The organism is Kocuria flava (assembly GCF_001482365.1).
Taxonomy (GTDB): domain Bacteria; phylum Actinomycetota; class Actinomycetes; order Actinomycetales; family Micrococcaceae; genus Kocuria; species Kocuria flava.
Genome location: NZ_CP013254.1, coordinates 1,860,854 through 1,887,741, shown reverse-complemented (window position 1 = coordinate 1,887,741; position 26,888 = coordinate 1,860,854). Strand labels below are relative to the sequence as shown.

The following is a 26,888-nucleotide window of genomic DNA, read 5'->3' as shown; positions in this document are numbered from 1 at the left end:
CGGTGCTCACGGGCGCGCCGGCGCCACGACGGTGGTGACCACGGGGCCCTCGGCCAGCTCGGCGGCGAGCTCGCGGACCTGCTCGGCGGTGACGGCGCGCACGCGCCGCAGCGACTCGTCGAGGTCCAGGAACTCCCCCGCCTTCAGCTCGGCCGAGCCCAGCCGCGACATCCGCGAGCCGGTGTCCTCCAGCGCCAGGACCGTGCCGCCGCCGAGCTGGCCGACGACCTTGCGCAGCTCCTCGGGGGCCGGCCCGTGCGCGGCGAGCTTCTCGAGCTCGCCCGTCATCAGCGCCACGACCTCGCCCGTGCGGGCGGGCAGGCACCCGGCGTACATGCCGAAGTAGCCCGCGTCGGAGTAGGCCCCGGAGAAGGAGAAGGTGCTGTAGGCCAGTCCGCGCCGCTCCCGGATCTCCTGGAACAGCCGGGAGGACATCCCCCCGCCCAGGGCGGCGTTGAGCACGGTCATCGCGAAGCGCCGGTCGTCGCCGGCGACGATCCCGGGCCGGCCCACGACGACGTTGGCCTGCTCGACGGGCCGGTCCAGGACGTGCTCGCCCCAGGCCGGGGCCAGCAGCGCCGGGGTGCGCTCGCGCCGGGGCACGGGCGCGGCCGGGCGGGAGGGGTCCCAGCCGGCGCGCTCGAGGGCCTCGGCCACGAGCGCCACGACCACCTCGTGCTCGAGCCCGCCGGCCGCCGTCACCACGAGGGCCTCGGGCCGGTAGTGGCGCCGGTAGTGCTCGACGACGGCGTCGCGGGGCACGGCGAGGATCTCCTCGGGGGTCCCGCCGATGGGCCGGCCCAGCGGGTGCTCCCCCAGCACGCGCTGGGTGAACTCCTCGAAGGCGACGTCCTCGGGGTCGTCCTTGTCCATCGCCAGCTCCTCCAGGATCACCCCGCGCTCGCGCTCGAGCTCCTCGGGGTCGAGCACGGCGGAGGCGACCATGTCGGTGATGACGTCGACCGCCATCGGCAGGTCCTCGGCGAGCACGCGGGCGTAGTAGCACGTGTGCTCCTTGGCGGTGGCCGCGTTGGACTCCCCGCCGACCTCGTCGAAGGCCTCGGCGATCTGCAGGGCCGAGCGGCGGGCGGTGCCCTTGAACAGCAGGTGCTCGAGGAAGTGCGTCGAGCCCAGGCGGCCGGGCTGCTCGTCGCGCGAGCCCACGCCCACCCAGAAGCCGACGGTCACCGCCCGCTGGCCGGGCATCCGCTCGGTGAGCACGCGGGTCCCGCACGGCAGCACCGTGCGCCGGACGGCGCTGCCGCCCTCCCCCTCGTGGAGGGTGTGGGTGAATCCGGTGGGGGGAACCGCCGAGAGGCGGGCGCCCGGCCCGGGGGTGGACCCCGGGGCGCGGCCGCCCGCCTCCAGCGGCAGCTCGACTGCCGTCATGCGGGAGATCTGCTCCTGTGCTCGTCCGGCAGCCGGAGGCTGCGCGGTGCTGCGGTGGTGGGCTCGGCCCGGGCGGGTGCCCGGGGCGGGCTCAGTCCTGGTCGGCGGGCTCGGCCTCGGCGGCCTCCCCCGGCTCCTCGGCCACGACGGGGGCGAGGGAGAGCTTGCCGCGGTCGTCGACCTTGGTGATCTCCACCTGGACCTTCTGGCCCACGCCGAGGACGTCCTCGACGTCGGTGACGCGCTTGCCCTCGTTGAGCTTGCGCAGCTCCGAGATGTGCAGCAGCCCGTCCTTGCCCGGGGTCAGCGACACGAACGCGCCGAAGGCGGTGGTCTTGACCACGGTGCCCAGGTAGCGCTCGCCGACCTCGGGGACCTGCGGGTTGGCGATCGCGTTGATCGCCGCCCGGGCCGCCTCGGCGGAGGGGCCGTCGGTCGCGCCGATGTAGACGGTGCCGTCGTCCTCGATGGAGATGTCGGTGCCGGTGTCCTCCTGGATCTGGTTGATCATCTTGCCCTTGGGGCCGATGACCTCGCCGATCTTGGAGACGGGCACGGTCACGGAGATCACGCGCGGGGCGAACTCGCTCATCTCGTCGGGCTCGCTGATCGCGCCGGTCATCACCTCGAGGATGTGCAGGCGGGCCTCGCGGGCCTGGGTCAGCGCGGCGTCCAGCACGGAGGAGGGGATCCCGTCGAGCTTGGTGTCGAGCTGGATGGCGGTGACGAACTCGGCGGTGCCGGCGACCTTGAAGTCCATGTCGCCGAGGGCGTCCTCGGCGCCGAGGATGTCGGTCAGGGCGGCGTAGCGGGTCTCGCCGTCGACCTCGTCCGAGACCAGGCCCATGGCGATGCCGGCGACCGGGGCGCGCAGGGGCACGCCGGCGTTGAGCAGCGACAGGGTCGAGGCGCACACGGAGCCCATCGACGTGGAGCCGTTGGAGCCCAGCGCCTCGGAGACCTGGCGGATCGCGTAGGGGAACTCCTCGCGGGAGGGCAGCACCGGGGTGATGGCCCGCTCGGCCAGGGCGCCGTGGCCGATCTCGCGGCGCTTGGGCGAGCCCACGCGGCCGGTCTCGCCGGTGGAGTACGGCGGGAAGTTGTAGTGGTGGACGTAGCGCTTGGTCTTCACCGGGGACAGCGAGTCGATCTGCTGCTCCATCTTGAGCATGTTCAGCGTGGTCACGCCCATGATCTGGGTCTCGCCGCGCTCGAAGATCGCCGAGCCGTGCACCCGCGGGAGGACCTCGACCTCGGCGGTGAGCTGGCGGATGTCCGTCAGCCCGCGGCCGTCGATGCGCACCTGCTCGGTGAGGATCCGCTGGCGCACGGTGTGCTTGGTCAGGGCCTGGTAGGCGCCGTTGACCTCGTCCTTGCGGTCGGCGAAGGGCCTGCCCTCGCCGGTGAGCTCGGCGAGCACGGCGTGGTGCAGCTCGTCGGTGGCGGCCTCGCGCTCCTGCTTGCCGGCGATCGAGTAGACCTCCGCCAGCCGGGTGCCGGCGGCCTGCGCCACGGCGTCGCGGACGTCGTCGCCGAAGCCGCCGAAGCGGGGCAGCTCGAGGGCGGGCCGGGCGGCCCGCGCCTTGAGGTCGGCCTGGGCGTCGCACAGGGCCTTGATGAAGGGCTTGGCGGCCTCGAGGCCCTCGGCCACGAGCTCCTCGGTGGGGGCCACGGCGCCGTCGGCCTTGATCAGCTCCCAGGAGTTGTCGGTGGCCTCGGCCTCGACCATCATGATCGCGACGTCCTCGGTGCCGTCGGCGCCGGTCACCACGCGCCCGGCCACGGCCATGTCGAACACGGCGTTCTCGAGCTGGGAGTGCTTCGGGAAGGCCACCCACTGGTGGGTCCCGCCCGGGCCGGCCATCAGGGCCATGCGCACGCCGCCGATGGGGCCCTGGAAGGGCATCCCGGACAGCGAGGTGGACATCGAGGCGGCGTTGATCGCCACGGTGTTGTAGATCTCGTCCGGGTTGATGGACAGGACCGTGACGACGACCTGGACCTCGTTGCGGATGCCCTTGCCGAAGGCGGGGCGCAGCGGGCGGTCGATCAGCCGGCAGGTGAGGATCGCGTCCGTGGAGGGGCGGCCCTCGCGGCGGAAGAAGGAGCCGGGGATGCGCCCGGCGGCGTACATGCGCTCCTCGACGTCCACCGTCAGGGGGAAGAAGTCGAAGCCCTCGCGCGGGGACTTGCCCACCGTGGTGGCGGAGAGCAGGGTGGTGTCCTCGTCGATGGTGACGAGGGCGGCGCCGGCGGCCTGCTTGGCGAGCCGGCCGGTCTCGAAGCGCACGGTGCGCTTCCCGTAGGAGCCGTTGTCGATGACGGCCTCGGCGTACTGGATCTCGGGACCCTCCACGGGTCACCTCCGTTTCGTGTGCGGCGGGACGTCCCGCGGCCACCCGGTCTTCGATCGAGATCCACGGACCACCGGCGGCCGTGGGCCGTCCGGGTTCCGGAGATCACTACCGAGGACCGCGACGTGGTCCGCGCGGAGGTCCCCTCCTGGGTGCTGGTGTTCTGGATCGTGCTTCGGTGGTCCTGCAAGTGCCGCCCGGCCCGGTGCGGGCCGGGCGGGCGGCGCCCCCCGGGGAGGAGGGCGCCGCCGGGACCGGACTAGCGGCGCAGGCCGAGCCGCTCGATGAGCGAGCGGTAGCGCGTGATGTCGGTGTCGCGCAGGTAGGTCAGCATGCGGCGGCGGCGACCGACCAGGGCCATCAGGCCGCGGCGGGTGTGGTGGTCGTGCTTGTGCTGCTTCAGGTGCTCGGTGAGGTCCGAGATCCGTCGGGTCAGCACCGCGATCTGCACCTCGGGCGAACCGGTGTCGCCCTCGTGGGTCGCGTACTCCGTGATGATCTGCTGCTTGACGGCGGCGTCGAGTGCCACGTGATAACTCCGTTCGAGTCAGTACCGTGCGGCCCGGGCGGCGGGTTCGTCCCCGGGTCCCGGGCGGGCCCGGGGGTCCGACAACCACGGACTGCAGTCGGACCGCCGTCCAGTCTAGCGGACGGTCCCGCCGCACCCCAGCCGCGGCCCGGGCGCGCCGGGGCCGGGGAGTCCCCGATCGGCCGGGAATGGGCGAGGATGGGTGGGGACAGCACTGACGGCGAGCACAGCGAGGAGCAGCGCGTGAGCACGAAAGACCAGGTGGGCACGGTCCCGGCGGACCGCACGCACGTGATGCGGGACGGCCGGCGCATCCCGGTGATCGGGCTGGGCACCTACCCCATGGACGACGCGCAGGCCGAGGCGGACGTCGCCGAGGCCCTGATGCGCGGCTGGCGGATGGTGGACACGGCCGTGAACTACGGCAACGAGACGGGCGTGGGCCGCGGGATCGCCGCCTCGGGCGTCCCGCGCTCGGAGGTGTTCGTCACCACCAAGCTGCCGGGCCGCGACCACGGCACGGACTCGGTGCGCCGCTCCCTCGAGGGGTCGCTGCGGCGGCTGGGCACCGACCACGCGGACCTCTACCTCATCCACTGGCCCAACCCCTCCGTGGACCGCTACGTCGAGTCGTGGCGGACGATGCTGCGGCTGCGCGACGAGGGCCTCGTGCGCTCGGTGGGGGTGTCGAACTTCACGCCCGCCCACATCCGCCGGCTCGTGGCGGAGACCGGGGAGACCCCGGCGGTGAACCAGGTCGAGCTGCACCCGCAGTACCAGCAGGAGCGGCTGCGGGCCTTCCACGAGGAGCACCGGATCATCACCCAGGCGTGGTCGCCGCTGGGGCGCAAGACGGACATCCTGCAGCACCCGTGGATCGAGCGGATCGCCCGGCGGACCGGGCGCACCCCGGCGCAGGTGGTGCTGCGCTGGCACCTGCAGTCGCACACCGTCCCGATCCCCAAGACCTCGGACCCGCAGCGGATGGCGGAGAACCTCGACGTGCTCGACTGGGAGCTGGACGAGGAGCAGATGCACCGGATGCGGCTGCTGCACACGGGCCTGAGCGCCTCCGGCTACGACCCGGACGAGCACGAGGAGATGTGAGGCCGGGGCCGGCCCCCGGCGGCACCGCCCCGGGGCCGGCTCAGGCCTCGGCGGCGAGGATCCGCCGGGCGCGGGCGACGTCGTCGTCCATCTGCGCCACGAGCCGGTCCACGCCCTCGTAGGCGACCATCCCGCGCAGCCGCTCCACGAACTCCACCGCGACCTCCTGGCCGTAGAGGTCGAAGTCCTCCACCGGCTCCTCCGGGCGGTCGAGCACGTGGGCCTCGACCTGGCGGGGCACGTTCTCGAAGGTCGGGTTCGACCCGACGGAGATCGCCGTGGGCCACCGGGTGCCGTGGGCGTCGACGAGCCACCCGGCGTAGACGCCGTCGGCGGGGACGAACCCGACCGCGTCCGGGGCGAGGTTCGCCGTCGGGTAGCCCAGCTCCCGGCCCCGGGCCGCCCCGTGCACGACCTCGCCCCGCACCCGGTGGTTGCGCCCGAGCAGCCGGGCCGCGGCCCGGACGTCGCCGGCCTGCAGGCAGGAGCGGATCCACGTGGAGGAGCACCGCCGCCCGGCGACGGCCTCCGGGGCGTGCGCGTCGGCCTCGGGGGCGGGGTCGAGCAGGTCGTCGACGACGACGACCTCGAAGCCGTGGCGCCGCCCCAGCGCCCGCAGCGTGTCGACGTTGCCGGTGTTGTCCCGGCCCAGGCGGGTGTCGGAGCCGACGACCAGGCACCGGGCGCCCAGGGGCCCGACCAGGGCCCCGAGCACGAACTCCTCGGTGGTCTGCGCGGCCAGCTCCGGGGTGTACTCCAGCACGAGCACCGCGTCGACGCCCGTGTCCTCCAGGGCGTCGAGCTTGTCCTCGGTGCCCATGATCAGCCCGGGGTGGGCCCCGGGCCGGTGCACCTGGGCGGGGTGCGGGTCGAAGGTCACGACCACGGAGGACCAGCCGCGCTCGCGGGCGGTGGCCACGAGCCGGCGCATCACCTGCTGGTGCCCCCGGTGGACGCCGTCGAAGTTGCCGATGGTGACCACGGACGGGCCGGTGCCCGGGGGGACGTCAGTGAGCTTGCGCCAGCGGAACACGGTTCTCCTCGCAGGGGCGGACAGGGCGGCGGTGGGGGCCGGCGGTGCGGGCGGGCGCGGCGGTCACGGCCGCCGCTCCGGTCCCGCGCTCCCGGGGGCGGGCGGTCCGTCCCAGGCGGTGGTGGGGGTGCGGGGGTCGCCGGCCGCGAGGGTCAGGATCCAGGCGTCCACCGAGGCGCCGCGCTGCTCCATGAACCCGTCGATCCGCACCGGGGACCGGAAGCCGAGCTTCCACGCGAGCTTCCGGCTGGCCCAGTTGGGGACCTTGGCCATCCAGTAAGCATAGGTGAGCCCGAGCGCGGGGAACGCGTGGTCGAGCAGCAGCCGGCAGGCGGCCTCGGCGGCCCCGGTGCCGCGGGCGTGGGGGCCGAAGTTGAGCCCGACGTCGGCGGTGGTGCCCCGCAGGGCGTTGAGGCCCACGGTGCCCCAGAGCCGGTCGGTGGCGGCGTCCACGGCCGCCCAGTTGTACTCGCGCCCGGCCCGCCAGGCCTCCGGCACGAACTGCCCGACGTACCACCGGGCGTCGTCCTCGGTGTAGCCCAGCGGGACGGTGGTGAACTCGGCGGCCGCGGGGTCGGCGCAGTTGAGCGCCAACTGGGGGACGTCGCGCGGCTCGAGCCGGCGCAGGCGCACGGTGCCGTCGTCGAGCACGGGGACGTCGTAGTGCTCGGCGCCGGCGAGGAGGGCGGGCATGGGCGGGCTCCTGTGCAGGTCGGGGTTCGGGTCAGGCGCGGGGGCGGCCGGGGCGGGAGCGCCACAGCCACACGAGGCCGACGAAGGGCAGGACGAGGGGGACGTAGCCGTAGCCGGCGCCGAAGTGCGACCACACGCTCTGCTCCGGGAACAGCTGCGGGGCGAGCACCGAGAGCAGCCCGACGCCCAGCACGCCGGCGAGCTCGACCAGCACGGCGGCGGTCGCCGCCCGGTGCCACCGGGCGCCGGGGCGGGCCAGGGCGACGGTCGCGAGGACGTAGACGGCCGCGGCCAGCGCCGAGAGCAGGTACGGCAGGGGCGCCGCCGGGAAGTCGGTGAGGATCTGGTAGAGCGAGCGCACCCCGGCGGAGAGGGAGAACACCCCGTAGACCACGACGACGAGCCGGCCGAAGCCGGAGGCCTTCGCGTCGGTGCGCACGGCGCCGGTCCGGGGGCCGAAGCGCTGCTGGAGGCGGGAGCGCCCGCCGGGGCGGGCCTGCGGGGTCTCGCGGTCTGTGGTCACGGGGTCGGCTCCTGCGCGGACGGGACGGGGACGGGGTCGGGGCGGCTCACTGGTAGTACCAGATCACGTTCATCCGGTAGACCATGACGACGACGACGGGGCCCGCCGCCGCCAGCACCCAGTTCGACCAGCTCGAGCGTTCCACGAGGGACCACACGAAGGTCCCTGCCGGCACGAGCAGGGCCGTGAGCAGGTAGCCCCAGTACTCGAGGGCCGAGCCGGTGGGGCCGGGCCCGAGCAGGTGCATGAGCACCGAACCGGCCGCGTAGACGAGCAGGAAGGCCTCGAGCAGCAGCACGGAGCCCTGGGTGAGGTCGTCCGGGCGGCGCCCGCGCAGGGCCTGCACGGTGCACACCAGCGCGGAGACCGCGCCCAGGACCGCGGCGGTCCAGAACCACCAGTCCCAGCCGCCCGGCATCACCGCTCCTCCCCCGCTCCGGGGCCGCCGTCGAAGCGCTCCCCCGGCAGCAGCACGAGCTCGGGCTTGGCGGTGCGCTCGCCGGGCAGCCCGCGGTCGCGCAGCAGGGCCACGAGCCGCCCGTCGGGGGCCAGGCCCGCGGTGACGGCCCCGGTCCCGGCCTCGTCCGGGCCCGCGGTGGGGCCGATCCGGCGGCCGTGGGCGAGGTCGCCGGCCTCCGCGGCGGTGAGCCGGCGGACGGGGAACAGCCCGGCGGCGGCCTCCTCGGGGGCGGTGACGGGCAGGGGCCGGCCGGCGGCCACGTGGGCGGCGAGCTCCTCGAGGGTCGCGGCGTGCTCGAGCCCGAGGGCGCCGACGCGGGTGCGGCGCAGCGCCGTGAGGTGCCCGCCGGTGCCGAGGCCGGCGCCGAGGTCGCGGGCCAGCGCCCGCACGTAGGTCCCGGAGCTGCAGGTCACGGTGGCCTCGACGTCGACCACGGGGTGCCCGGCGCCGTCGTCCGTGCGGGTGATCCGGTGGACGTCGAAGGCGTGCACCGTCACGGGGCGGGCGGCGAGCTCGACGTCCTTGCCGGCGCGGACCTCGGCGTAGGCGCGCCGGCCGTCCACCTTGATCGCGCTCACCGACGCGGGGACCTGCATGAGGTCCCCGGTGAGCCGGGCCGCGGCGGCGGTCACGGCCCCGTCGGTCAGGGCGGCGACGGCCGCGGGGTCGGCGACGGCGGTCGGCTCGCCCTCGGCGTCGTCGGTCACGGTCGAGACCCCCAGGCGCAGGACGGCCTCGTAGGTCTTGTCCTGGCCCACGACGTAGGTCAGCAGACGGGTGGCGCTGCCGATGCCGGCCACGAGCACGCCGGTGGCCATGGGGTCCAGCGTGCCGGCGTGGCCGACCTTGCGGGTGCCGGCCAGCCGGCGCAGCCGGGCGACGACGTCGTGGCTGGTCCAGCCGGCGGGCTTGTCCACGACCACGAGCCCGGCGGGCACGGGCAGGGACGGGTCGGGGGCCGGGACCTCCGGGCGTGCGCGGCTCACCCGGCCGGACCCGCTCAGCGGTCCTCGGAGGACTCGTCGTCCTCCTCGGCCGGGCGGCGGTAGGGGTCCTCGCCCGCGGCGTAGCTCGCGCCCGCGGCCCGGGCGGCGACCTCGGCGTCCTTCTCGCGGGCCGCGCGCAGCACCTCCTCGAGGTGCTGGGCGTTGACGGGGACCTCGTCGGCCACGAAGGTCAGGGTCGGGGTCAGGCGGGCCGTGATGTTGCGGCCCACCTCGCTGCGCAGCACGCCCTTGGCGGACTCGAGGGCCGCGCGGGTGGCCTCCTGCTCCTCGGCGGTGCCGAAGACGGTGTAGTAGACGGTCGCGTGCTGCAGGTCGGCGGTGACGCGGGCGTCGGTGACGGTCACGAACCCCAGCCGGGGGTCCTTGACCCGGCGCTCGAGCGCCTGGGCGACGACGACCTTGATGCGGTCGGCGAGTCGGGCGGCGCGTGGGGCGTCGGCCATGGTGGATGCTCCTGGGGTCGGTCGGACGGGACCCGGGGCGTGCGGGCGGGTGCCGCCCGCACGCCCCGGGGGAACGGGCCCCGCGCGGTGCGCGGGGCCCGTGGACGGGTCAGGTGCGCGGCTTCTCGCGCATCTCCCACGTCTCGATGACGTCGCCCTCGCGGATGTCGTTGAACGACCCGAGGCCGACACCGCACTCGTAGCCCTCGCGGACCTCCGTGGCGTCGTCCTTGAACCGCCGCAGCGACTCGATCGTGAGGTTCTCCGCGACCACGCTGCCGTCCCGGACGAGCCGGGCCTTGGCGTTGCGGCGCATGATGCCCTTCGTGACGTAGGCGCCGGCGATGTTGCCCCACTTGGAGGAGCGGAAGACCTCGCGGATCTCCGCGGTGCCCAGCGACACCTCCTCGTACTCCGGCTTGAGCATGCCCTTGAGCGCGTTCTCGACGTCGTCGATGGCGTTGTAGATCACCGAGTAGAACTTCATCTCGACGCCCTCGCGGTCGGCCAGCTCCGTCACGCGCTCGGCGGGACGGACGTTGAAGCCGATGATGATGGCGTTGTCGACGGTCGCCAGGTTGACGTCGTTCTGGGTGATCGCACCCACACCGCGGTGGATGACGCGCAGCTGGACCTCGTCGCCCACGTCGATCTTGAGCAGCGAGTCTTCGAGGGCCTCGACGGCACCGGACACGTCGCCCTTGATGATGAGGTTGAGCGTGTCGATCTTGCCCTGGGCCACCGCCTCGTCGAAGGACTCGAGGGTGATCCGCTTGCGGCGCTTGGCCAGCTGGGCGTTGCGGTCCGCGGCCTGGCGCTTCTCGGCGATCTGGCGCGCGGTGCGCTCCTCCGGGGTCGCGATGAACGTGTCGCCGGCCCGCGGCACCGAGTCGAGGCCCAGCACCTGCACCGGACGCGACGGCCCGGCGGTCTCCACGGCCTGGCCGTTCTCGTCGAACATCGCCCGCACGCGCCCGTAGGCGGCGCCCGCCACGATCGCGTCGCCGACGTGCAGCGTGCCGGACTGCACCAGCACGGTGGAGACGGCGCCGCGGCCCTTGTCGAGGTTGGCCTCGATGGCCACGCCGCGGGCGTCCTTGGCCGGGTTCGCCCGCAGCTCGAGCGCGCCGTCGGCGGTCAGCACGATCGCGTCCAGCAGGTCGTCGATGTTGAGGTTCTGGCGCGCGGAGACGTCGACGAACATGGTGTCGCCGCCGTACTCCTCGGGGACCAGGCCGTACTCGGTGAGCTGGCCGCGGATCTTGTCCGGGTTCGCCTCGGGCTTGTCGATCTTGTTGACCGCCACCACGATCGGCACGCCGGCGGCCTGGGCGTGGTTGAGCGCCTCGACCGTCTGCGGCATGACGCCGTCGTCCGCGGCGACCACGAGCACGGCGATGTCCGTCACCTGGGCACCGCGGGCACGCATGGCGGTGAACGCCTCGTGGCCCGGGGTGTCGATGAACGTGATCTGCCGGTCCTGGCCGTCGACCTCGGTCTCGATCTGGTAGGCGCCGATGTGCTGCGTGATGCCGCCGGCCTCCCCCTCGATCACCTTGGTGTTGCGGATCGCGTCGAGCAGGCGGGTCTTGCCGTGGTCGACGTGGCCCATCACCGTCACGACCGGGGGGCGCGCCTCGAGGACGTCGTCGCCCTCGGCCGCGGCCTCGGCCTCGAGGTCGATGTCGAAGGACTCGAAGAGCTCGCGCTCCTCGTCCTCCGGGGAGACGACCTGGATCCTGTAGCCCAGCTCGGCGCCGAGCAGCTGGAAGGTCTCCTCGTCGAGGGACTGCGTCTGCGTGGCCATCTCGCCGAGCGTGATGAGCACGGTGACCAGCGAGGCCGGGTTCGCGTTGATCTTCTCCGCGAAGTCCGTCAGCGACGCGCCGCGGCGCAGCCGCACGACCGTGGTGCCGTCGCCGTGGGGCACGGAGACGCCGCCGACGGTCGGGGCCTTCATCTGCTCGAGCTCCTGGCGCTTCGCCCGCTTCGACTTGCGCTGCTTGCCGCGGGCACCGCCGCGCCCGAAGGCGCCCTGGGTGCCGCCGCGGCCGCCGCGGCCGGGGCCGCCGCCGGGACGGGAGAACCCGCCGCCGCCACCGGGGCCGCCGCGGCGGGGACCGCCGCCCCCGCCGCTGGGGCGGGAGCCGATCGGGGCGACACCGGTGGTGTGCCCGGGCATCATGTTCGGGCTGGGGCGCGGGCCGCCGGGGCGGGGACCGCCCTGGGGACGCGGGCCGCCCTGGCCCTGCGGGCGGGGGCCGGCCGCGCCCGGACGGGGTGCACCGCCCTGCGGGCGGGGACCGCCCTGGCCCTGCGGACGGCCCGAGCGCATGCCCTGCTGGGCCGCGAACGGGTTGTTGCCCGGACGCGGGCCACCGGGACGGGGCCCGCCGGGGCGGGGTGCGCCGTCCTGGGAGCGCGGGCCGCTGCCGCCGGGGCGGGGCGCGCCCGGACGCGGCGCGGAGCCGCCCCGGGACATGCCCTGCTGGGCCGCGAACGGGTTGTTGCCCGGGCGCGGGCCGGGGCTGGGCGCGCGGCCGCCGGGGGCGGGCCGCGAGGTGCCCGGGCGCTCGGGCGCCGGACGGTCCTGGGCGGGGCGCTCCGCGGCCGGGGGCTGCGGGGCACGGCGCTCGGCCGTGGGCTCGGCGGACCGCGGGGCGGGCTTGTCGCCGGGCTTCGGGGCCGCGGCGCCCGGGGCGGGCGCACCGGCCTTGGTGCCGGCACCCGGGCGGGCGCCGGTGGCGGGCTTCGGGGCCGGCTTGGTGCCGGGCTTCGGCGCGGACTTGGGCTCCGCCGCGCGCTCGGCCTTGCCGGCGAACGCTGAGCGGAGCTTCTTGGCGACCGGGGGCTCGACGGTCGAGGACGCGCCTCGGACGAACTCACCCAGTGACTGAAGCGTGGAGATCGCTTCCTTGGACGTTATTCCGAGCTCTTTCGCGAGCTCGTGAACGCGGGGCTTGGCCACTTCTCTCCTGTCTCGGTCCGCACCGAAACAGGCACGAACCAGTTATTTTCCGTTGAGGCTCCCTGAGCCCGTCCGGCCGTCGACGACGGCGCGGGGACGCGGGAGGCCGTTGGCAGAGCACAACGAGGCGCTCATCGCTGGGCACTCATCGGTTTTCCATGGGTTCTCTGACTCGCTTTCCAGTTCCGGCCCGCCGGGGGACGTGGTCCTCGGTCCGGTCGGACCGTGCGGGCTGCCGTCCGGGGACGGCCGTGGTCGGCACTCGTGCGCCCGGTCGCGGGGCCGTCCGGGAGGACAGCAGGGCGTCCAGCTCGGCGGCGAGGTCCTCCGTGTCCACCGGGCCCCGGAAGGCCCGCCCGAAGGCGCGCCGGCGCAGGGCCGTGGTGAGGCACTCGAGGGAGGGGTGGAGCCAGGCTCCGCGACCGCCGAGGCGCCCGGACGGGTCGAGGACGGCCCGCGGGCCGTTCCCGGTCGTCTCGGTCGCCACACGTACGAGCTGGTCAGGGTGTTCGGTGGTCCGGCATCCGACGCACGTGCGGCGGGAGGTCGCGCTCACTTCGCGTTCGCTCTCCTCACTGCCCTGGCGGCTGCGTGCCGGGACGTCGGGACGCCCCGGTGGCGCGGTCGCCCGGCGCCGGACAGGGACCACCAACGGTCTGACCGCTGACCAGTCTATCGCGGTGCGGCCCCCAGGCCGAATCCTGGGCGCGCGGACGCCCCGCCCGGGCCCGGACGGAGCGGGCGGGCGGGGCGGGCGGGTGTCCCTCCCGGGCTCAGGCGCCGGCGCCGTGCCGGGAGGCGGGGACGATGTCGATCCGCCAGCCGGTCAGCTTCGCGGCGAGGCGGGCGTTCTGGCCCTCCTTGCCGATGGCCAGCGACAGCTGGTCGTCCGGGACCACCGCCCGGGAGGACCGGCCCCGCTCGTCGAGGACCTCGACCCGGGAGACCTTCGCCGGGGACAGGGCGCTGGCGATGAAGCGGGCCGGGTCCTCGGAGAAGTCGACGATGTCGATCTTCTCGTCGTGCAGCTCGTTCATCACGGCGCGCACGCGCGAGCCCATCTCGCCGATGCACGCGCCCTTGGCGTTGAGGCCCGGCCGGGTGGCGCGCACCGCGATCTTGGTGCGGTGCCCCGCCTCGCGGGCCACCGCCATGATCTGGACGGTGCCGTCGGCGAGCTCGGGCACCTCCATCTCGAACAGCCGCCGCACGAGGTCGGGGTGGGAGCGGGAGAGCGTGATCGAGGGGCCCTTCATCCCGCGCTTGGCCTCCACCACGTAGGCGCGGATCCGCGCCCCGTGCGGGTACTTCTCCCCCGGGGTCTGCTCGTGCGGGGGCAGCACGGCCTCGACGGTGCCGAGGTCGACCTGCACCATGTGCGGGTTGTGCCCCTGCTGGATCTGCCCGGAGACCAGCTCGCCCTCCCGGCCCTTGAAGTGGCCCAGCACGGCGTCGTCCTCGACGTCGCGCAGCCGCTGCAGGATGACCTGCCGGGCCGTGGAGGCGGCGATCCGCCCGAACCCGGCCGGGGTGTCGTCGAACTCGCCGACGGCGTTGCCCTCCTCGTCGAGCTCGGGCGCCCAGATGGTCACGTGCCCGGTGCGCCGCTCGATCTCGGCCCGCGCCCCCGGCAGCGCGCCCGGGGACTTCTGGTAGGCCAGCAGCAGGGCCTGCTCGATCGTGGGGATGAGCAGGTCCACCGGGATGTCGCGCTCACGCTCCAGCAGTCGGAGGGTGCTCATGTCGATGTCCATGTCCGGCCTTCCTCGCGTGTCGGCCCCCGGCAGACGCAGCAGCGCACCGCCGCGGGGGACGGAGCGCTGCCGGGGGCCGTGTGCGCACGTTCCGTGTCGTTGCACTCGATGGGCGCTGCCCAGTGCGGCGCCGTGCGGCGCCGCGGTGTCAACGGGCCATCCTACACTCGCCCGCCGGGCACCGGCTCAGTCGGTGAACTCGACCTCCACGCGGGCCCGGCGCACGTCCGCCAGCGCCCAGCGCTCGGGCTCGAGCAGGCGCGGGGGCATGCCCTTCTTCGCCTGGTGGCTGCGCTGGAGCACGACCGCGTCCTCGCCGGCCTCCAGCAGCCGGGCGGTGAACCTCTCCCCCTCGACCGGGTTCACGCGCACCAGACGCCCCACGGCGCGGCGCCAGTGCCGCGGCAGGCTCAGCTCGCGGGTGGCGCCCGGGGAGGAGACCTCGAGCTCGTAGGCCGAGCCCGGCACCGGGTCCTCCCGGTCGAGCTCCTCGGACAGCGCCCGGGAGACCTCCGCGATCCGGTCGAGGTCCACCCCGCCCTCGAGGCCCTCCGGCAGGTCGACGAGCACCTGCAGCACGAGGCCCGTGCCCGAGGTCTTCAGCGCCACGTCCTCCAGGACCAGCCCCGAGGCCTCGACGACGGGCCCGAGCAGCGCGCTCAGGCGGTCGCGGGACTCCGGGCCGGTGGTGCTGTGCTCGCTCACGGGTTCCTCCTGGGTGCTCTGTCGGTCCTGCCCGGGACGCCGCCGGGGCGCGCGGGCGGCGCTGCCGGCGGCCCGGTCCTGGAGATCCTATGCTGAACGCGCGCCCGGCCCCCACCCCCGGCCCGGGCCCTCGCCCGTTCCTCCCCGTTCCAGGAGCCGCCCCGTGGACCACCCCGTCCCGCGCTCCCGCCGCCCCCGGCCGGCGGCGGTGGTGGCGGCCCTCCTGGCGCTGCTGCTGGCCGCGGGCCTGGCCGCCGGGTGGTGGCTGGGGAGCGGCCGGCCCGTGCCCGCGGCCGAGACCGCCCGCGCCCGGGCGTGGCAGGGCACCGACGAGCTGCTCGACGCCCCGGCGCTGGGGACCCCGGCGGCGGACGAGCGGCTGCGGGCGGACCTGCGGACCCAGCGCGAGGCCTTCGGACCCGCCCCCGACGAGCGCGCGGCGGCGGCCGCGGACCGCCCGCGCTCCCCCGCCCCGGCTCCCCGGCCGGACACCGGGTCCGCACCCGGCGGAGCCGGGGCACCGGCCGGCGCCGCGGGCCTTCTCGCCGCCTCGGCCCGGGACCTGGCCGGGGACGCCCTGACGGTCCCGGAGCCCGCCACGGCCCGGGTCCTGGGCTCCGCGGCGGCGGCGCGCGCCGTGGGCGCCGCGCACACCGCCGGCGGGCCGGCCGCCCCGCTGTGCGACCCCGGGCGCGACGGCGACGGCACCGGCCCGGCCGCGGTGCTGTGGTCGGCGCTGGACCGGGCCGTGTACGCGCTGCCGGCCCTGGCCGCCCGCGGGACCGGCCCGGACGGCGCCCCGGCCGTGCCGGTGGGCGCCGCGGACGGGCTGCGGGAGCTGCTGGCGGTCCCGCCCGCGCGGGCGGCCGTGGCGGCCGATCCCGGTCTGCGGGCCGGGGCCTACGTGCTGCCCCCCGGGTGGGCGCAGGACCCGGCGGCGGCGGCCGTGGCGGTCGCCGAGGACGTCCAGGCCGCCGCGGCCCACGTGCTGGGCCGCGGCGGGACCGCGCAGCGGTGCTGGGCGCTGGAGTCCCTGCGCCGGGCCGCGGGCCTCGAGGCCGGGCTCACCGGGGCGGTGGACGCCCTGCCCGGGATCGTCCGCGAGGACCCGGCCGGGCCGTGACGGCGGCGGGCGGGCGCGGGGCCGTTCAGGCCCCGCGCAGGACGTCCAGGCCGAGCTTGAGGATCAGCACGGAGACGACCACGAGGAAGACCGCGCGGATGAAGCGCCCGCCCCGGGCGACCGCCGTGCGCGCCCCGAGGTAGCCGCCGGCCATGTTGGCGGCCCCCAGCACCAGGCCGAGGCCCCACAGCACCGAGCCGTGGCCGAAGAAGAACACCAGGGCCCCGACGTTCGTGGCGAGGTTGACGATCTTGGCCTTGGCGCTCGCGGCGAGGAAGCTGTAGCCCATCAGCGTGACCATGGCGATCACGAGGAAGGACCCGGTGCCCGGGCCCATCACCCCGTCGTAGAAGCCGATCACCGCGCCGATGGCCACGGCCGTCCCGTAGTGGCGGGCCCCCGCGTGCCGCAGCTGCGTCAGCTGCCCGACCGTGGGCTGGGCGGCGGTGAACAGCAGCACCGCGAGCAGCGCGGCCAGGATGACCGGGCGGAACACCTCGGCCGGCAGCGCCGCCGCCACGGCCGCCCCGCCGAAGCTGCCGGTGAGCGCCACCCCGGCCATCGGCAGGGCGGTGCGCAGGTCCGGGGAGGTGCGGCGGTAGTAGGTCAGGGCGCTGGTGGCGGTGCCGAAGACGGAGCCCAGCTTGTTGGTCGCCAGCGCCTGGACCGGGCTGATGCCCGGGACCATGAGCACCACGGGCAGCTGGAGCAGCCCGCCGCCGCCGACCACGGCGTCGACGAAGCCGGCGGCGAGCCCGGCGGCGGCGAGCAGGAGCAGGACCGAGGGGTCGGCCTGGGCGAGTCCCGAGGGGCCCAGCAGGTCCCCGAGGGCCGCCACGGGGCTCAGCCGCGCACGGCGGCGGCGACCACGGCGGCGACGGCCTCCCGGGCGACGTCTTCGGCGGCGCCGCTGGCGCGGTCCTTGAGCTCGAGCACGCCGTCCTTCAGGCCGCGGCCCACGACGAGCACGGTCGGGACGCCGAGCAGCTCGGCGTCGCCGAACTTCACGCCCGGGGAGACCTTGGGGCGGTCGTCGAAGAGGACCTCGAGGCCCTCGGCCTCGAGCTCGGCGACGACGCGCTCGGCCTCCTCGAGCACCTCGGGGCCCTTGCCGGTGGCCACGACGTGGACGTCGGCGGGGGCGACGCGGCGGGGCCACACCAGGCCCTTGTCGTCGTGGTAGGCCTCGGCGAGGGCGGCGACGGCGCGGGTGACGCCGATCCCGTAGGAGCCCATGGTGACCGTGACGAGCTTGCCGTTGCGGTCCAGGACCTTCAGCCCGAGGGCCTCGGCGTACTTGCGGCCGAGCTGGAAGATGTGGCCCATCTCGATGCCGCGGGCGGCCTCCAGGGGCCCGGACCCGTCCGGGGCGGGGTCGCCCTCGCGGACCTCGGCGCACTCCAGGACGCCGTCCCAGGTGAAGTCGCGCCCGGCGGTGAGGTCGTAGACGTGCTTGCCGGAGACGTTCGCGCCGGTGACCCAGCGGGTGCCGCGCACCACGCGCGGGTCGACGAAGAAGGGGATGCCGGTGCCGGAGTCCGCCCCCAGCACGGCCTGGTCGGGGGCCAGGCCCGGGCCGATGTAGCCCTTGACGAGCAGCGGGCACGCGCGCAGGTCCTCGTCGGTGGCCTGCTCGACGAGCAGCTCCCCGGAGACCTCGAGGGCGGCGCCGAGGCCCGCCTCGATGCGCTTGAGGTCCACGGCCCGGTCCCCGGGCAGGCCCACGGCCACGAGCCGGCGGGTGCCGTCGGGCAGCACGGCGGCCAGCACCACGTTCTTGAGGGTGTCGGCGGCCGTCCACGGGCCCTCCGGACGCGGGTGCAGCTCGTTGGAGCGCTCGACGAGCGTCTCGATGGTGGGGCTGTCGGGGGTCTCCAGCACGCGCGCCGGCGGGGCGGCCCCCGGGTCGAGCTCGTCGGGCACGACCGTGGTGACGGCCTCGACGTTGGCCGCGTAGCCCCCGGGCGAGCGCACGAAGGTGTCCTCGCCGACCTCGGTGGGGTGCAGGAACTCCTCGGAGCGGGACCCGCCCATGGCCCCGGACTGGGCGGAGACGGCGACCACGGGCAGGCCGAGGCGCTCGAAGATCCGCACGTAGGCGGCGCGGTGGCGGGCGTAGGACTCGTCGAGGCCGGCGTCGTCGACGTCGAAGGAGTAGGAGTCCTTCATGACGAACTCGCGCCCGCGCAGCAGCCCGGCGCGCGGGCGGGCCTCGTCGCGGTACTTGGTCTGGATCTGGTACAGGGTCACGGGCAGGTCCTTGTACGAGGAGTACAGGTCCTTCACGAGCAGCGTGAACATCTCCTCGTGCGTGGGCGCGAGCAGGTAGTCCGCGTCCTTGCGGTCCTTGAGCCGGAAGAGGTTCTCGCCGTACTCGGTCCACCGGTCGGTGACCTCGTAGGGCTCCCGGGGCAGCAGCGCGGGGAAGTGCACCTCCTGGCCGCCGATGGCGTCCATCTCCTCGCGCACGATCCGCTCGACCTTCCCGAGGACCCGCAGTCCCATCGGCAGCCACGTGTAGATCCCCGGGGCGGCGCGGCGGATGTAGCCGGCGCGGACCAGGAGGCGGTGGCTGTCGACCTCGGCGTCGACCGGGTCCTCGCGCAGGGTCCGCAGGAACAGTGAGGAGAGGCGCAGCGCCACGTGGGCTCCGTTTCTCCCGGGGAGGGCGGCGCACGGTGGTGCCGGGCCCGGGGCGTGGTGGGGTCGGGCGGCGCCGGAGCACCGCGGATTCCGGTCAAATCTACACCCCCGCCGGGCGGCCGGGCGCCCGGTCCGCGCTCAGAGCAGGACGGTGGCGAAGGTCCCGACGCGGGCGAAGCCCACGCGGGCGTAGGTGGCCAGGGCGGGGGCGTTGAAGTCGTTGACGTAGAGGCTCACGACGGGGGTGCGGCGGCGGGCCAGGCGCACGGCGGCGGCCATGCAGGGCACGGCCAGCCCGCGGCCGCGGTGGGCCGGGTCGACCCACACGCCCTGGACCTGGGCCACGCCCCGGGCGACGGAGCCGAGGTCGGCCTTGAAGACCACGCGGCCGTCCTCCCCGGTGAGCACGAGGCAGCGCCCGGACTCCACGAGCCCCCGCACCCGGTCCCGGTAGCCGCGGTCCCCGCCGGCGGTCGGCGAGTAGCCGACCTCCTCCTCGAACATCGCGATGCTGGCGGGCAGCACGGCCGCCAGGTCCTCGGGCCCGGCCGTGCGCACCCCGGGGTGGGCCTCGACGGCGGGGTCGTGGTCGAGGGCGAGCAGCGGCTGGACGGGGCGGACGTCGAAGGGCCGGGGCCAGGACCGCCGCAGCCGCTCCCACAGGCCGGTGACCGGCTCGGCGGGGCCGAACAGGGAGGCGTGCCGGGAGCCGCCGCGGCGCAGGTGGCCGGCCACGAGGTCCATGCCCTCCTCGTCGAGGGCCACGGGCACGACGTTGGTGCCGACCCAGCAGGCGCCGGTGAGCACGCCGTCGGGCCCGGCCGTGCCGAGCACGGGCGGGACGCGCCCGCCCCGGCTCGCGCGGTGGGCGTCGACGTGGGCGGCGACGAACGCGTGCGCGACCGGGTCGGCGTCGAGCAGCCGGTCCAGCCCGGCCTCGTCCACCTCCCCGGCCGGCACGAGCCGCTGCGCGAGCCTGCCCTGCGTCCTCACGGCCCCGCTCCCCCGTTCCGCGCCCTCGTCCCGGTCCTGCTCAGCCGACGGTGACGACGGGCCCGGCGGGGCCGGCGGTCTCCGCGTCCTCCTCGGCGGCCATCTCCTCGGCGATGCGGTGGGCCTCGGCCAGCAGCGTCTCCACGATCCGGTCCTCGGGCACGGTCCGCACGACCTCGCCCTTGACGAAGATCTGGCCCTTGCCGTTGCCGGAGGCCACGCCGAGGTCGGCCTCGCGGGCCTCCCCCGGGCCGTTGACCACGCAGCCCATGACCGCCACGCGCAGCGGCACGGTGAGGCCCTCGAGGCCCTCGGTGACCTCGTCGGCGAGCTTGTAGACGTCCACCTGGGCGCGGCCGCAGGAGGGGCAGGAGACGATCTCGAGCTTGCGCGGGCGCAGGCCCAGGGACTGCAGGATCTGCGCGCCGACCTTGACCTCCTCCACCGGCGGGGCGGAGAGGGAGACCCGGATCGTGTCGCCGATGCCCTGGGAGAGCAGCGCGCCGAAGGCCGTGGCGGACTTGACGGTCCCCTGGAAGGCCGGGCCGGCCTCGGTCACGCCCAGGTGCAGCGGCCAGTCCCCGCGCTCGGCGAGCAGCTGGTAGGCGCGGACCATCGTCACGGGGTCGTTGTGCTTGACGGAGATCTTGAAGTCGTGGAAGTCGTGCTCCTCGAACAGCGACGCCTCCCACACGGCGGACTCGACGAGGGCCTCGGGGGTGGCCCTGCCGTGCTTGTCCATGATCCGCTGGTCGAGCGATCCGGCGTTGACACCGATGCGGATCGAGACCCCGGCGTCCTTGGCGGCGCGGGCGATCTGCCCGACCTGGTCGTCGAACTTGCGGATGTTGCCCGGGTTCACGCGCACCCCGGCGCAGCCGGCGTCGATCGCGGCGTAGACGTACTTGGGCTGGAAGTGGATGTCGGCGATCACCGGGATCGGGGACTTCCTCGCGATGATCGGCAGCGCGTCGGCGTCGTCCTGCGACGGGCAGGCCACCCGGACGATGTCGCAGCCGGCGGCGTTGAGCTCCGCGATCTGCTGCAGGGTCGCGTTGATGTCCGTGGTGGGGGTCGTGGTCATCGACTGGACGCTCACCGGCGAGTCGGAGCCGACGCCGACGGACCCGACCCGGATCTGCCGGGTCTTCCGGCGGGGGGCGAGGACGGGCTGGGGCGCGGCGGGCATGCCGAGGCTGACCGGGGTCAAGGAGTTCCTCCGAGAGGTCGAGGGCGGGGACGTCGAGCGGTGGCAGCGGGGCCCGCAGGCGGGCCCGTCGTCGTCCTCCATTGTGCCCCATGGGTCCCCGGGGGCGGTGGACGGTGTGACGACCCCGACCCCGTGCCCGCCCCACCCGGGGCGCTCAGAACAGCTGCACCGGGGCCACGACGTCGGCGTAGACCAGCAGCCCCGAGACCCCGATCATCAGGGCGGCCACGGTCCAGGTGAGGGGCAGCAGGCGGGCCGGGTCGAAGGGCCCGGGGTCCGCGCGGCCGAGCACGCGGGCGCTGCCGCGGCGCAGCTGCTCCCACAGGGCCCCGGCGATGTGCCCGCCGTCGAGGGGCAGCAGCGGCAGCAGGTTGAAGACGAACAGGGCCAGGTTCACGGAGCCGACCAGCCCGACCAGCGAGGCCGCCTTGTCCCGCAGCGCGATCTCCTCGTGGGCGGCGATCTCCCCGGAGATGCGGCCGACCCCGACCACGGAGATCGGCCCGTCCGGGTCCCGGGGGGCGTCCCCGAAGGCGGCGCGGCCCACCTCGACCACCCGCTCGGGCAGGTGCAGGACCACCCCGGCGATCCGGCCCAGCGCCTCGGCGACCGCGCCCGGGACCTCCCCGACCGGCTGCCGGACGGGCTCGCTGGTGGGGCTGATGCCGATGAACCCGGCGTCCTCGTAGCGCGGCTGCCCGTCCTCCCCGGTCACCGCGGCGCCGGTGGCGTCCAGGACCGGCCGGGAGGTGGCCACGGGGGTGAGCTCGGCCGTGACGGTGCGGTCCCCGCGCTCGAGGACCACGGTGGTCGGGCTCCCCGCCCGGTCCCGGATCCGCTCGGTGAGCTCGGTCCACGAGCCCACCGGCGCGCCGTCGACGGCGGTCACGACGTCACCCGGGCGCAGCCCGGCGGCGTTGGCGGGGGCCGGCGGGTCCCCGGGGCCGCACTCGGTGCGCCCGGCGGCCTGCTGCTCGGCGGGCACCACGCACTCGGCGACCCACGCGACCGTGGTGGTCGGGGTGGGGGTGCCGAAGCCGGTGAGCAGCACGGTCAGGCACAGGGTGCCCAGCAGCAGGTTCATCACGGGCCCGCCCAGCATGATCACGACCCGCTGCCACACGGGCAGGCGGTGGAACTCGCGGCCGTCCCCCGCGGGGCCGGTGCGCTCCTCGTCCGCGGTGCGGGCCTGCGCCGCGAGCTGCTGCAGGAAGCCGGTGCGGGAGGCGACGGCAGGGGCGCCGTCCGCGGCCGGCGGGTACATCCCGGCCATCGCGACGTAGCCGCCCAGCGGGACGGCCTTGAGACCGTACTCGGTCTCCCCGCGCCGGACGGACACGAGGGTGCGCCCGAAGCCGACCATGTACTGGGTCACGCGCACCCCGAACAGCTTGGCGGGCACCAGGTGGCCGAGCTCGTGCAGCGCGATCGAGGCGGCGATGGCCACGGCGGCCAGCACCACGCCCACCAGGAACAGGGCCGTGCCCATCCGGGGACCTCCGGGGTCGTCGGGCGCCCGCGGCGGGCGCCGGGGCGGTGCCGTGCGGGGCACGGCGGGAACCAGTGTGCACCATCGGCCCGGGCGGCGCCCGGACCGGGGCCGGGAGCGGACCGGGAGCCGGGGACGACGACGGCCGGCCCCTCCCTCCGCGGGTGGGGCCGGCCGTCGGTGCGCCCGGTGCGCTCAGCGGCGCAGGATGCGCCGGGCCAGGTGGTTGCCGGCGAACTGGACCAGCTGGACCAGCACCACGATCACGGCGACCGCCGCCCACGTGACCTCGTCGTTGAACCGCTGGTAGCCCAGCCGCAGCGCGAAGTCGCCCAGGCCGCCGGCGCCGATCGCACCGGCCATGGCGGACATGTCGGTGATGCCGATGACGAGGAACGTGTAGCCGAGCACCAGCGGGCCGAGCGCCTCGGGCAGGATCACGGTGGTGATGATCCGCCACCGGGACACGCCCATGGAACGGGCGGCCTCGACGACGCCGGGGTCCACACTCATGAGGTTCTGCTCCACGATGCGCGCCACGGCGAACATCGCCCCGATGGTCATCGCGAAGATCGCCGCGTTCGGCCCCAGCCGGGTGCCGACGACGTTCTGCGTGAGGGGCCCGAGGGCCGCGAGCAGGATGATGAACGGGATGGGCCGCACGAAGTTCACGACGACGTTGATCGCCGAGTGCACCGCCCGGTTCTCCAGGATGTTGCCGCGGCGGGTGACGTAGAGCCCGACGCCGACGACCATGCCGAGCACCCCCGCCAGCAGCAGGGTCGCGGCGACCATGTAGAGGGTCTCCCCCAGCGCGCTCAGCAGCTGGGGCCCGAGCAGGGACCAGTCGTTGTTCACGCCGCCACCTCCCGCACCTCGGTGACCCGGGCCAGCTGCTCGACCACGTCCTGCACGGCCGGGTCCGGGCCGGTCAGCTCGAGGGTCAGCGAGCCGAAGGACTGCTCCTGCAGCACGCTGATCCCCCCGTAGGCGATGGTGAAGCGCACCCCGTGGGCGGCGCCGTCGGAGAGCGGGCCGCCGATGTCGATGCCGTCGCCGACGTCGACGATCACGAGCCGGCCCCGGTGGGCCCGGCGCAGCCGCTCGAGGTCGCGCTCGTCCGGGACGGTGTGCATCACCGAGGACACGAAGCGCCGGGCCGTCTCGGTGCGCGGGCGGGCGAAGATGTCGACGGTGGGGCCGTGCTCCACGACCCGGCCGTCCTGCATCACGGCCACACGGTCGGCGATCGTGCGCACCACGTCCATCTCGTGGGTGATGATCACGATCGTGATGCCCAGCTCGCGGTTGACCCGCTGGAGCAGCTGGAGGACCTCCTGGGTGGTCTCCGGGTCCAGGGCCGAGGTCGACTCGTCGGCGAGGAGCAGCTCGGGGCTCGTGGCCAGTGCGCGGGCGATGCCGACGCGCTGCTTCTGCCCGCCGGAGAGCTGCTCGGGGTAGTTGCCGGCGCGCGAGGCCAGGCCCACGAACTCCAGCAGCTCCGCGACCCGCTCCCGGCGCCGCTCCTTGTCCCAGCCGGCGCGCTTGAGCGGGTACTCGACGTTGCCGGCCACGGTGCGGGAGGTGAAGAGGTTGAACTGCTGGAAGATCATCCCGATGTCCCGGCGCACCGGGGCGAGCTCGGTCTCGGTGCGCCCGGCGACCTCGACGCCGGCCACGGTCAGGGAGCCGCTGGTGACGGGCTCGAGGCCGTTGATCAGCCGCACGAGGGTGGACTTGCCGGCGCCGGAGTAGCCGATCACCCCGAAGATCTCCCCGCGGTGGACGTCGAGGGTGACGTCGTCGACGGCGCGCACCTCGCGGGCGGCGCGCCCGCTGCCGGTGCGGAAGACCTTGGAGACCTCGCGGAAGGACACGAGCACCTCACCGGGGCGCCCGGGCGGGCCCGGCCGGCCGGGCTCGGCCGCGCTCACTTCTGCTGGTCCTTCAGCTCCTGCTGGTAGCGCTCGGTGAGCTCGCGCAGCTCCTCCTGCTCCAGCTGCAGCGGCACGGCGGTGCCCTTGGTCTCCGTCATCTCCGCGTCGATCACGGGCTGCTCATGGTAGAGGCCGGCCACCTGCTTGAGGGTCTCGTCGTCGGCGAGCTCCTCGGTCGTGGTGAACAGGTTGACGTAGGCGCGTGAGCCCTCAGCCTCGGGGTCGTCCTGGGCCAGGGCGGACTTCGGGTCGATGTCGGCCCGGGAGAGGAAGTCGTTGTTGATCACGGAGCCGGCGACCGAGTCGAGGGAGAGCACCGTCTGCTCGGCGGAGACCGGGGTGACGCGCACCTTCGAGGCCTCGGTGTCGACGTCGAGCTCCGTGGGGATGAGGGTGTCGCTCGTGAGCTCGATCAGCCCGGCGGACTCGAGCACGATCAGCGCCCGGGAGAGGTTCACGGCGTCGTTGGGGACGGCGATCTCGTCGCCCTCCCGGAACTGCTCCACGGAGTCGTACTGGTTGGAGTACAGGCCCAGGGGGTAGATGGAGGTCGAGCCGACCGGGGTGATGGACCCGCCCGCCGAGTTGTTGTAGTCGGCGAGGAAGGGGATGTGCTGGAACCAGGTCATGTCCACGTCGCCGGACTCGGTGGCCGGGTTGGGCTGGTTGTAGTCGGAGAAGTCGACGTACTCGACGGTGATCCCCTGCTCCTCGGCGAGCTGCTTGAGGGCGTCGTGGGTGGGGTCGGTGCCGACCACCCCGATGGTGACCTTGCCGTCGGCGAGGGCGCCCTCGCCGGAGGACTCCTCGGCGGAGCCGCCGCAGGCGGTGAGGGTGAGGCCGAGGGTCGTGGCCAGGGCGAGGAGGGGGAGGCGCTGCGATCGCATGGGGTGCCTTTCCGTGGATCCGTGATGTGCGGAGGTCAGCAAGGCCGGGGTCCGGCGGCCACGGTCGATCGGCGCGCGGTGCGGAGCGCGGCGGGCGTCGAGCCGTACTTGCCGCCGGCCGTCGTCGGCCGTGGCCGGATGGTTCACCTGGGGCACCCCACTACGGGAGAGGGTTGCCGCCCAGCAAGCCAGGGCTCGGTGCTGGGACTCGTCATCCGGACGACAGACTAGCACGGCGGGTCCGGTCCCCGTCGCCGGGACCGGTGCGGCCCTCAGCGGGAGAGGAGCGCGCGGGCGAGCCGGCGGGCCCGCTCCTCGGCGGCGAGCACGGCCTCGAGCGTGAGCGGTCCGTCCTCGTCGTGGTCCTCGAGCACGGCGCGCACGGTGTCGACGATCCCGGGGAAGCCGATGCGCCGGGCGTGGAAGGCGTGGACGGCCTCCTCGTTGGCCGCGTTGAACACGGCCGGGAAGGTGCCCCCGCGCTCCCCCGCGGCCTTGATCAGCTCGACGGCGGGGAACGCCGTGGCGTCCAGCGGCTCGAAGGTCCAGGTGGCCGCGCGGGTCCAGTCGCAGGGCCGGGCCGCCCCCGGCACGCGGTGCGGCCAGGCGAGGCCCAGGGCGATGGGCAGGCGCATGTCGGGCGGGGAGGCCTGGGCGAGGGTGGAGCCGTCGACGAACTGGACCATCGAGTGCACGACCGACTGGGGGTGGACCACCACGTCGATGCGCTCGAGCGGGACGTCGAAGAGCAGGTGGGCCTCGAGCACCTCGAGGGCCTTGTTGACCATGGTCGCGGAGTTCGTGGTGACCATCGGGCCCATGTCCCAGGTGGGGTGGCGCAGTGCCTCCTCCGGGGTCACGGCCTCGAGCTCGGCGCGGGTGCGGCCGCGGAACGGCCCGCCGGAGGCGGTGAGCACGAGCCGGTCGACCTCCGCGGCGGTGCCCCCGCGCAGGGCCTGGGCGAGGGCGGAGTGCTCGGAGTCCACGGGCACGATCGCGTCCGGGTCGCCGGTGGCCGCGGCCGCCTCCCGCACGAGCGCCCCGCCGGCCACGAGGGACTCCTTGTTGGCGAGGGCGAGCCGGTGCCCGGCCCGCAGGGCGGCCAGCGTGGGGGCCAGCCCGATCGAGCCGGTGATGCCGTTGAGCACGAGATCGGTGCCCGGGTGGGCGGCGGCCGCAGCGGCGGCGCCGGGACCGTGGAGGATCTCCGGGCGCCAGGAGCCCGCGCCCGCGGCGCCCGCGCGCTCGGCGATCAGGCGGGCGAGCCGGTCGGCGTCCACGCCGGTGCCGCTCGTGGCCACGACCTGCGCGCGGGTCTCGACGGCCTGCTCGGCGAGCAGCTCGAGGCGCCCGGCCCCGGCCGCGAGGGCGACGACCTCGAAGGGGCCGCCCCCGTCCAGGGCCCGGGCGGCGCGCACGACGTCGAGCGCCTGCGTGCCGATGGAGCCCGTGGCGCCCAGCACGGCGATCCGGCGCGGGCCCGCGGCGGCCAGGGCCTGCAGCTCGGGGGTCGGGCGGGTGCGGGGGGCGGCGGGGGAGGTCATGGGTCCCAGTATTCCCCACCCCGGGGCCCTCCCCTGCCGGGGCGGGTGTCGGGTCCGGCCGCCGGTCCCGGGACGACGGCGGGGCCCCGCGCGCCGT

General features: G+C 75.2%; 24 protein-coding genes and 1 riboswitch. Of the genes, 2 read left to right on the top strand and 22 right to left on the bottom strand.

Translation table 11 applies throughout. The annotated features are described in order from the left end of the window. Positions 1 to 6 precede the first annotated feature (6 nt). From AS188_RS08415 to rpsO, 3 genes are all read right to left on the bottom strand, one after another. Entirely contained in the window at positions 7 to 1,389 is a 1,383-nt protein-coding gene (locus AS188_RS08415; RefSeq protein ID WP_058858478.1) for a M16 family metallopeptidase, read from the bottom strand. A gap of 91 nt (positions 1,390 to 1,480) precedes the next feature. Beyond that, positions 1,481 to 3,745 carry a polyribonucleotide nucleotidyltransferase gene (locus AS188_RS08410; protein ID WP_058858477.1) on the bottom strand — a complete coding sequence of 755 codons (2,265 nt, stop codon included), beginning with the start codon at positions 3,743 to 3,745 and terminating at the stop codon, positions 1,481 to 1,483. Positions 3,746 to 4,002: 257 nt separating this feature from the next. Further along, on the bottom strand, positions 4,003 to 4,272 hold the full coding sequence (rpsO, locus tag AS188_RS08405) for a 30S ribosomal protein S15 (protein WP_058858476.1): 270 nt from the start codon (positions 4,270 to 4,272) through the stop codon (positions 4,003 to 4,005). Between the two features lie 294 nt (positions 4,273 to 4,566). Between rpsO and AS188_RS08400 the strand changes: the two genes are divergently transcribed. Further along, positions 4,567 to 5,379 (top strand): aldo/keto reductase, encoded by an 813-nt coding sequence (locus tag AS188_RS08400; protein WP_058859824.1) that lies wholly within the window; start codon positions 4,567 to 4,569, stop codon positions 5,377 to 5,379. 40 nt (positions 5,380 to 5,419) lie between these two features. Here AS188_RS08400 and AS188_RS08395 read toward each other — a convergent pair whose 3' ends face one another. The 10 genes from AS188_RS08395 to AS188_RS08350 all read right to left on the bottom strand — a co-directional run bounded on the left by AS188_RS08395 (position 5,420) and on the right by AS188_RS08350 (position 14,965). Continuing rightward, on the bottom strand, positions 5,420 to 6,412 hold the full coding sequence (locus tag AS188_RS08395) for a bifunctional riboflavin kinase/FAD synthetase (protein ID WP_058858475.1): 993 nt from the start codon (positions 6,410 to 6,412) through the stop codon (positions 5,420 to 5,422). A 63-nt stretch (positions 6,413 to 6,475) separates the two neighbouring features. Beyond that, positions 6,476 to 7,105 (bottom strand): GNAT family N-acetyltransferase, encoded by a 630-nt coding sequence (locus tag AS188_RS08390; RefSeq protein WP_058858474.1) that lies wholly within the window; start codon positions 7,103 to 7,105, stop codon positions 6,476 to 6,478. 31 nt (positions 7,106 to 7,136) lie between these two features. After that, positions 7,137 to 7,628 carry a hypothetical protein gene (locus tag AS188_RS08385; protein WP_186815375.1) on the bottom strand — a complete coding sequence of 164 codons (492 nt, stop codon included), beginning with the start codon at positions 7,626 to 7,628 and terminating at the stop codon, positions 7,137 to 7,139. 46 nt (positions 7,629 to 7,674) lie between these two features. Beyond that, on the bottom strand, positions 7,675 to 8,046 hold the full coding sequence (locus AS188_RS08380; protein WP_058858473.1) for a hypothetical protein: 372 nt from the start codon (positions 8,044 to 8,046) through the stop codon (positions 7,675 to 7,677). Continuing rightward, positions 8,046 to 9,074: a tRNA pseudouridine(55) synthase TruB gene (gene truB / locus AS188_RS08375; RefSeq protein WP_083529349.1), complete on the bottom strand. Its 1,029-nt coding sequence runs from the start codon at positions 9,072 to 9,074 to the stop codon at positions 8,046 to 8,048. Before truB ends, AS188_RS08380 begins: the two co-directional genes overlap by 1 nt. Positions 9,075 to 9,088: 14 nt before the next feature. Then, entirely contained in the window at positions 9,089 to 9,538 is a 450-nt protein-coding gene (rbfA, locus tag AS188_RS08370) for a 30S ribosome-binding factor RbfA (protein ID WP_058858472.1), read from the bottom strand. Between the two features lie 109 nt (positions 9,539 to 9,647). Then, positions 9,648 to 12,506, bottom strand: a complete 2,859-nt coding sequence (gene infB / locus AS188_RS08365) for a translation initiation factor IF-2 (protein ID WP_058858471.1) — start codon at positions 12,504 to 12,506, stop codon at positions 9,648 to 9,650. A 145-nt stretch (positions 12,507 to 12,651) separates the two neighbouring features. Beyond that, positions 12,652 to 12,993, bottom strand: coding sequence for a DUF448 domain-containing protein (locus AS188_RS08360; protein ID WP_236944936.1), 342 nt, complete (start codon positions 12,991 to 12,993; stop codon positions 12,652 to 12,654). A gap of 286 nt (positions 12,994 to 13,279) precedes the next feature. Beyond that, on the bottom strand, positions 13,280 to 14,260 hold the full coding sequence (nusA, locus tag AS188_RS08355; protein ID WP_058858470.1) for a transcription termination factor NusA: 981 nt from the start codon (positions 14,258 to 14,260) through the stop codon (positions 13,280 to 13,282). 186 nt (positions 14,261 to 14,446) lie between these two features. After that, entirely contained in the window at positions 14,447 to 14,965 is a 519-nt protein-coding gene (locus AS188_RS08350; RefSeq protein WP_058858469.1) for a ribosome maturation factor RimP, read from the bottom strand. A 163-nt stretch (positions 14,966 to 15,128) separates the two neighbouring features. Here AS188_RS08350 and AS188_RS08345 point away from each other — a divergent pair, with 163 nt between their 5' ends. Then, entirely contained in the window at positions 15,129 to 16,088 is a 960-nt protein-coding gene (locus AS188_RS08345) for a hypothetical protein (RefSeq protein WP_058858468.1), read from the top strand. Between the two features lie 25 nt (positions 16,089 to 16,113). On the opposite strand, the gene AS188_RS08340 is transcribed toward AS188_RS08345, so the two are convergent. The 9 genes from AS188_RS08340 to dxr form a co-directional block, all read right to left on the bottom strand. Next, complete coding sequence (locus tag AS188_RS08340) at positions 16,114 to 16,905, bottom strand: TSUP family transporter (RefSeq protein ID WP_058859821.1); 792 nt, start codon at positions 16,903 to 16,905, stop codon at positions 16,114 to 16,116. 26 nt (positions 16,906 to 16,931) lie between these two features. Continuing rightward, positions 16,932 to 18,731, bottom strand: a complete 1,800-nt coding sequence (locus AS188_RS08335; RefSeq protein WP_058858467.1) for a proline--tRNA ligase — start codon at positions 18,729 to 18,731, stop codon at positions 16,932 to 16,934. A 138-nt stretch (positions 18,732 to 18,869) separates the two neighbouring features. Further along, on the bottom strand, positions 18,870 to 19,724 hold the full coding sequence (locus tag AS188_RS08330) for a GNAT family N-acetyltransferase (RefSeq protein ID WP_230779513.1): 855 nt from the start codon (positions 19,722 to 19,724) through the stop codon (positions 18,870 to 18,872). Positions 19,725 to 19,764: 40 nt separating this feature from the next. Beyond that, positions 19,765 to 20,934 (bottom strand): flavodoxin-dependent (E)-4-hydroxy-3-methylbut-2-enyl-diphosphate synthase, encoded by a 1,170-nt coding sequence (gene ispG / locus AS188_RS08325; RefSeq protein WP_058858465.1) that lies wholly within the window; start codon positions 20,932 to 20,934, stop codon positions 19,765 to 19,767. Positions 20,935 to 21,088: 154 nt separating this feature from the next. Further along, positions 21,089 to 22,423 carry a M50 family metallopeptidase gene (locus AS188_RS08320; protein WP_058858464.1) on the bottom strand — a complete coding sequence of 445 codons (1,335 nt, stop codon included), beginning with the start codon at positions 22,421 to 22,423 and terminating at the stop codon, positions 21,089 to 21,091. 195 nt (positions 22,424 to 22,618) lie between these two features. Continuing rightward, positions 22,619 to 23,218, bottom strand: coding sequence for a methionine ABC transporter permease (locus AS188_RS08315; RefSeq protein WP_058859820.1), 600 nt, complete (start codon positions 23,216 to 23,218; stop codon positions 22,619 to 22,621). Between the two features lie 59 nt (positions 23,219 to 23,277). Continuing rightward, positions 23,278 to 24,357, bottom strand: a complete 1,080-nt coding sequence (locus AS188_RS08310; RefSeq protein WP_083529347.1) for a methionine ABC transporter ATP-binding protein — start codon at positions 24,355 to 24,357, stop codon at positions 23,278 to 23,280. Continuing rightward, entirely contained in the window at positions 24,354 to 25,247 is an 894-nt protein-coding gene (locus AS188_RS08305) for a MetQ/NlpA family ABC transporter substrate-binding protein (protein ID WP_058858463.1), read from the bottom strand. Before AS188_RS08305 ends, AS188_RS08310 begins: the two co-directional genes overlap by 4 nt. Before the next feature lie 99 nt (positions 25,248 to 25,346). Beyond that, a riboswitch (SAM riboswitch) is annotated at positions 25,347 to 25,463 on the bottom strand. A gap of 56 nt (positions 25,464 to 25,519) precedes the next feature. Further along, positions 25,520 to 26,791 carry a 1-deoxy-D-xylulose-5-phosphate reductoisomerase gene (dxr, locus tag AS188_RS08300; protein ID WP_083529346.1) on the bottom strand — a complete coding sequence of 424 codons (1,272 nt, stop codon included), beginning with the start codon at positions 26,789 to 26,791 and terminating at the stop codon, positions 25,520 to 25,522. Between the last annotated feature and the right edge of the window lie 97 nt (positions 26,792 to 26,888).

Coding starts and splice junctions, on each gene's coding strand:
- AS188_RS08400 (WP_058859824.1), top strand. CDS start 4,567: ATGCGGGACGGCCGGCGCATCCCGGTGATCGGGCTGGGCACCTACCCC.
- dxr (WP_083529346.1), bottom strand. CDS start 26,791: ATGACCTCCCCCGCCGCCCCCCGCACCCGCCCGACCCCCGAGCTGCAG.
- AS188_RS08315 (WP_058859820.1), bottom strand. CDS start 23,218: ATGGTCGCCGCGACCCTGCTGCTGGCGGGGGTGCTCGGCATGGTCGTC.
- AS188_RS08305 (WP_058858463.1), bottom strand. CDS start 25,247: ATGCGATCGCAGCGCCTCCCCCTCCTCGCCCTGGCCACGACCCTCGGC.
- AS188_RS08380 (WP_058858473.1), bottom strand. CDS start 8,046: ATGCCGGGCGGCTGGGACTGGTGGTTCTGGACCGCCGCGGTCCTGGGC.
- nusA (WP_058858470.1), bottom strand. CDS start 14,260: ATGGACATCGACATGAGCACCCTCCGACTGCTGGAGCGTGAGCGCGAC.
- AS188_RS08320 (WP_058858464.1), bottom strand. CDS start 22,423: ATGGGCACGGCCCTGTTCCTGGTGGGCGTGGTGCTGGCCGCCGTGGCC.
- AS188_RS08415 (WP_058858478.1), bottom strand. CDS start 1,389: ATGACGGCAGTCGAGCTGCCGCTGGAGGCGGGCGGCCGCGCCCCGGGG.
- rbfA (WP_058858472.1), bottom strand. CDS start 9,538: ATGGCCGACGCCCCACGCGCCGCCCGACTCGCCGACCGCATCAAGGTC.
- AS188_RS08390 (WP_058858474.1), bottom strand. CDS start 7,105: ATGCCCGCCCTCCTCGCCGGCGCCGAGCACTACGACGTCCCCGTGCTC.